A 5,311-nucleotide genomic window follows, 5' to 3' on the forward strand; every position below is an offset into this window, starting at 1 on the left:
GGAGGGCGACCAGCACGGTGTAGACCGGCAGGGCCGCGTCGGTGAGCGGGATCTCGGGCGTCGGCTCGGCCTCCACGCTGACGGCGGCGATCCGGAACGTCACCGTGGCGAGGAAGGCGAGTTGCACCAGGGTCCAGGCCCCGATCAGCAGGGGGGTGGGGACGAGGGCGCCGGCCACGGCCCCCGCCCCCAGCACGAGGGCGACGATGGCGAGGCGCGGCCCCTGCGAGCCCGGACCGAGCGCCCAGTCCGGACGCCGCACCTGGAGCGTGTCGGCGGCATAGGTGGCGATGCCGGTGGGATTGGCCGCGAAGACCGCAGCGGACAGGGCGCGGGGCGTGGTGACGGCGGCCGCGCCGCCCTCCCGCAGGAGGGCCGCGATGGCGGCCCCGCGCGGCGCGCAGACGAAGGCGGCGGGGCCCGTCCCCGCCAGGGGCGCGAGCCCGGCCTCGAGGCTGCCGGGAAAGCGCGTGCCCTCGCCGAGCCGGAGATCGCCGGCTGCCAGGAACGGCACGCCGAGGGCGGCGGCGAGGGCGCGGTAATAGGCCTCCTCGCCGATCCGGTCGGCCTGAATGAGCGTTGTGGCCGCGTCGCTGCCGCAGGCTCGCGCCAGGGCTGCGGCCCCGGCCAGCGCCGCGGGATCGAACCCCTGGCCGGCGAGGAAGCCGATCTCGGGCGGCAGCGCGCCGGCCGGACCGGCGGCGGGAGAGCTGACGAGGAGCGACACCGCAGCCGGCCTCCCGACGGCCCGGGGATGTGCTAGGGGAGACGCCGTGAGCCAGTCCGTTCCCATGCGCAACCCGCGCACCACACCTGCAACTTCTACGGTCACGCGCCCGATGGCAAGGCGGAGGCGCGGCCGGGCCACGGCCTTCGCCGTCCTGGCGGCCCTGTGCTGGGGGGGGCCGGCCGGGGCCCGCGCCGAGGGCGTCACGATTCCGAACTTCTGGAACCCGCGCGCCCGGCAGGAGCGCATGGAGACCCAGCCGAGCGCCCGCGCGGTCCGCTTCCTCACGGACGACGAATTCCCGCCCCTGCACTTCGCCGGGCCCGACGGCACGCCCACGGGCTTTTCGGTGGAACTCGCCCGCGCGGTCTGCGAGCGCCTGGCGATGGCCTGCACGGTGCAGGCCCGGCGCTTCGACACCCTGCTCGACGCGCTGGCCGACCGGCAGGGCGACGTCGTCGCCGCCGCAATTCCCCTGACGCCGGCCCTGCGGACGCGCTTCCTCGCCACGCGGCCGTATTTCCGCTGGCCGGCACGCTTCGCCGCACGCACCGACAAAGGCCTGCCCGTCCCCTCCGCCACCGCGCTCGCCGAGCGCAGCGTCGGCGTGGTAAGCGGCAGCGCCCACGCGGCCTATCTCAAGGCGTTCTTCCCCCGGGCGGCGGCCAAGGACTTCACCGATCTCGCCACCGCCGAGGGAGCCCTGCGCCGGGGCGAGGTCGACTACGTCTTCGCCGACGGCCTGAACCTCGCCCTCTGGATCGGCGGCGCCGAGGCCGCCAATTGCTGCGCCTTCACCGGGGGCGACTACCTCGAGAACCGCTATTTCGGCGAGGGCATCGGCTTCGTCACCCGCGCCGACGACGCGGCCCTCTCGCGGGCGCTCGACGACGCGCTCCAGCGGCTCTGGGACGAGGGGAAGTACGCCGAACTGTACCTGCGGTTCTTCCCCGTGAGCCCGTTCTAGGGACGCGCCGGACCGAGTCCGCGTCCCGGCATGGGCCGCTAGCCTCTCGGGCGTTGGCGCGGGATGCACGCAGCGAATCCCCAGGAGCCCTCTGCCATGCTGCTCTACGAGCACCCGCTCTCGTCCTACGCGCAGAAGATCAAGATCGCGCTTCGCGAGAAGGGAGTGTCGTTCAGGGCCGAACTGCCGGAGCGTTTCGGCACGGGCAGCGGGGAGGGCCCCTTCGCGGCCGCCAATCCCCGCACCGAGGTGCCGGTGCTCATCGACGGGGACGTGACGCTGTTCGAATCCACCGTGATCCTCGAATATGTCGAGGAGCGCTGGCCCGAGCCCCCGCTGCTACCGGCAGGCCCTGCCGCGCGGGCCTTCGCGCGGATCACCGAGGAGGTCTGCGACACCCAGTACGAGGCGGTGAACTGGGGCTTCGGCGAGGTGCTGTGGTTCCGCCGCGCCACGGGGGACCTCGCCGCGCACCTGCGCGCCCGGGCGGCAGCGCAGACGGGCGTGCTCCAGGACTGGCTGTCGCAGCGCCTCGGCACGGCCGACTGGTTCGGCGGCGCCGGCTTCGGCTGGGCCGACGCGGCGGCGGCCCCGATGGTCAATCGCTCGGTGCATTACGGCCTCGGGCCCGCGCCGGGCACCGCGCTGGCGCGCTGGCATGCCCGGGCGAGCGCGCGCGCCTCCGTGGCCGTCACCTTCGCCGAGTTCGACGCGGCCGCCGCCCGGATGGCCGAGGCCTCCGACCTCTACACCACCGGCGGGCGCCGCCGCGAGTATCGCGACCACCGGCTCGACTGGATGATCCGCTCGGGCGGCATCGAGGTGGTGCTGGCGGGCCTGCGGGACGCCAACATCCGTTTCTCCTGGCCGGATCCGTAGCCGCCCCTCAGGTGCGCAGCCGCCGGGCGCCGGCCGCGACGGCGAGAAGGAGGGCCGCCACGACGAGGAAGGCGAGCGTCAGGCTGGTGGCATGGGCGAGGAGCCCGATGGCGGCGGGGCCCGCGAGCACGCCGGCATAACCCAGCGTGGTCACGGCCGGGATCGCGAGGGCGGCGGGCACCGCGTCCTGTCGCCCGGCGGCGGTGAACAGCACCGGCACGATGTTGGCGCAGCCCGCCCCCACCAAGGCGTAGCCGAGGAGCGTCACCGGCCAGAGCGGCACGGCGATCGTGAGGCCGAGGCCGCCCGCCGCCAGGAGCGCCCCCAGCACGACGATGCGGCGGCGCCCGGTGCGGCGCACGAGGGCGTCGCCGGTGAGCCGGCCCACCGTCATCGTCAGCGAGAAGGCCGCGTAGCCGAGGCCGGCGCGAGCCGGATCGAGGCCGCGCTCCTGGATCAGGAAGACGCCGCTCCAGTCGAGGGCCGAGCCCTCCGTGAGGAAGACCACGAAGCACAGGAGCCCGATGCGGAGCACCGGCCCGCGCGGCCGGGAGAAGGCCGGGCCGTGCGACTCGCTCACCCATGCCGGCAGGATGCCGGGCAGGGCGGCGCGGAAGGCGGCCGCGATGGCGGCGACGACCGCCAGAGTGGCGGCCGCCGGCGTCAAACCGAGGCTCAGGAGGGCGCTGAAGCCGGCAGCGCCCAGGATGCAGCCGAGGCTGTAGAGGCCGTGGAACCCCGACATCATCGGCCGTTCCGCCCGGCGCTCCACCGCCACGGCCTGCAGGTTCATCAGGCAGTCGAGGAGGCCGAGGCCGATCCCGAGCCCGGTCAGGGCGACGGCGAGGACGGGCAGGCCGGCCGCACGCGACAGGACCACCAGCGCCGCCCCGGTGACGAGCACGGCGGCGGCCAGGACGGGGCGGCTGCCGAAGCGCCCGGCGAGCGCCCCCGCCACCGGCATGGCGGCGAGCGACCCGATGCCGAGGCAGAGCAGGAGCAAGCCGAGGGTGCCGTCGTCGAGGCTCGCCCGCGCCTTGACGAGGGGCACCAGGGGCGCCCAGGCCGCGACGCCGAAGCCGACGATGAGGAACAGGAGCCGGGTGGCGCGGATCTCGGGCGTGCCGGTGGCGGACACGTGCGGGAGGACGGACGCGGTCATGGGGCCTTTCATGCGCGATCCGCTCAGGCAGCCGGGCCGAGCGGCGCGTGCGGTCTCGCAGGGAGACACGGCAGACGTATGAAGTCAGGGGTCCGGGGAGCGGAGTGGCAGCCATGTCCCCGGCGCAGGGCGCTCGGCCTCACGTTGACCCTCCGGGACGCGCTCCCTACGGTGCCGCCGGTCTCGACCCATCACCCCCGACAATTCTTGCAGAACTGACGCTGTCCATGCCGTCCCCGCTTCCCTCCGATCCCGATCTCATCGCGGCGGCCGCCACCGCCGCCGCCTGGCCCTTCGAGGAGGCGCGCAAGCTCGTGGCGCGGCTGGAACGCCGGCCGAAATCGGAGGTCCTGTTCGAGACCGGCTACGGGCCCTCGGGCCTGCCGCATATCGGCACCTTCGGCGAGGTCGCGCGGACATCCATGGTGCGCTACGCCTTCCGGGTTCTCACCAACGACAGCGTGCCGACCCGGCTGATCGCGTTCTCGGACGACATGGACGGCCTGCGCAAGGTGCCGGACAACGTGCCGAACAAGCCCCTGCTGATCGGCGCCCTGAATCAGCCGCTGACCCGGGTGCCGGACCCGTTCGGCACCCATGACAGCTTCGGCGCCCACAACAACGCCGAATTGCGCCGCTTCCTCGACGCGTTCGGCTTCGACTACGAGTTCCGCTCGGCGACCGAGTGCTACCGCTCGGGCGTGTTCGACACGGCCCTGCTCACGGTGCTGGAGCGCTACGAGGCCGTGATGGCGATCATGCTGCCGTCGCTGCGCGCCGAGCGCTCGGCGAGCTACTCGCCGTTCCTGCCCATCCATCCGGTGACGGGCGAGGTCATGCAGGTCGCCATCGACGAGGTCCGGGTCTCGGCCGGCACCCTGGTCTGGCGCGACCCGAAGACCGGCGAGGGCTACGAGACCCCGGTGACGGGGGGCCATGCCAAGCTGCAGTGGAAGCCCGACTGGGCCATGCGCTGGGTGGCGCTCGGCATCGATTACGAGATGGCCGGCAAGGACCTCATCGATTCCGTGAAGCTCTCTGGCGAGATCGCCCGGGCGCTGGGCGGGGAGCCACCGGAGGGCTTCAACTACGAACTCTTCCTCGACAAGGACGGCAAGAAGATCTCGAAGTCGAAGGGCAACGGCCTCTCGATCGACGATTGGCTCGTCTACGGCACCGCCGACAGCCTGGCACTGTTCATGTACAACAAGCCACGCGAGGCCAAGCGCCTGTTCGTGGAGATGATTCCGCGCCAGGTCGACGACTACCTCAGCTTCCTGGAGAAGTATCCGGCCCAGGAGCCGGCCCAGAAGCTCGGCAACCCGGTCTGGCACCTGCATGCCGGGCATCCGCCGGCGGCGGAAGCCGTCGGCAAGGGCGGCGCGCTCACCTTCGCCATGCTCCTCAACCTCGCGGCGGTGGCCAACACCGAGGACCCGGCGGTGCTGTGGGGCTTCATCCGCCGCTACGACCCGGATGTGGGGCCGGAGAGCCATCCGGTGCTGGCCCGCCTCGTCGGCCACGCGCTGGCCTATTTCCGCGATCTCGTGCGCCCCGCCAAGACCTATCGGGCCGC

General features: G+C 73.2%; 4 protein-coding genes and 1 pseudogene. 3 read left to right on the forward strand and 2 right to left on the reverse strand.

What is annotated here, in order from left to right:
• Positions 1 to 727, reverse strand: a pseudogene (locus K2X24_RS14005) (glycosyl transferase); the annotation flags it as partial.
• 112 nt (positions 728 to 839) lie between these two features.
• Between K2X24_RS14005 and K2X24_RS14010 the strand changes: the two are divergent.
• Entirely contained in the window at positions 840 to 1,694 is an 855-nt protein-coding gene (locus K2X24_RS14010) for a transporter substrate-binding domain-containing protein (protein ID WP_292499002.1), read from the forward strand.
• 96 nt (positions 1,695 to 1,790) lie between these two features.
• Positions 1,791 to 2,573: a glutathione S-transferase family protein gene (locus K2X24_RS14015; RefSeq protein ID WP_292498999.1), complete on the forward strand. Its 783-nt coding sequence runs from the start codon at positions 1,791 to 1,793 to the stop codon at positions 2,571 to 2,573.
• Between the two features lie 7 nt (positions 2,574 to 2,580).
• Here the strand turns inward: K2X24_RS14015 and K2X24_RS14020 are convergent, their stop codons facing one another.
• Positions 2,581 to 3,735 (reverse strand): MFS transporter, encoded by a 1,155-nt coding sequence (locus tag K2X24_RS14020; RefSeq protein WP_292499000.1) that lies wholly within the window; start codon positions 3,733 to 3,735, stop codon positions 2,581 to 2,583.
• Positions 3,736 to 3,962: 227 nt separating this feature from the next.
• Between K2X24_RS14020 and K2X24_RS14025 the strand changes: the two genes are divergently transcribed.
• On the forward strand, positions 3,963 to 5,311 hold a 1,349-nt coding region (locus tag K2X24_RS14025), incomplete at its 3' end, for a lysine--tRNA ligase (RefSeq protein WP_292499001.1).

The organism is Methylobacterium sp., from assembly GCF_019750675.1.
Lineage (GTDB): Bacteria > Pseudomonadota > Alphaproteobacteria > Rhizobiales > Beijerinckiaceae > Methylobacterium.

Coding starts and splice junctions, on each gene's coding strand:
- K2X24_RS14010 (WP_292499002.1), top strand. CDS start 840: ATGGCAAGGCGGAGGCGCGGCCGGGCCACGGCCTTCGCCGTCCTGGCG.
- K2X24_RS14015 (WP_292498999.1), top strand. CDS start 1,791: ATGCTGCTCTACGAGCACCCGCTCTCGTCCTACGCGCAGAAGATCAAG.
- K2X24_RS14020 (WP_292499000.1), bottom strand. CDS start 3,735: ATGACCGCGTCCGTCCTCCCGCACGTGTCCGCCACCGGCACGCCCGAG.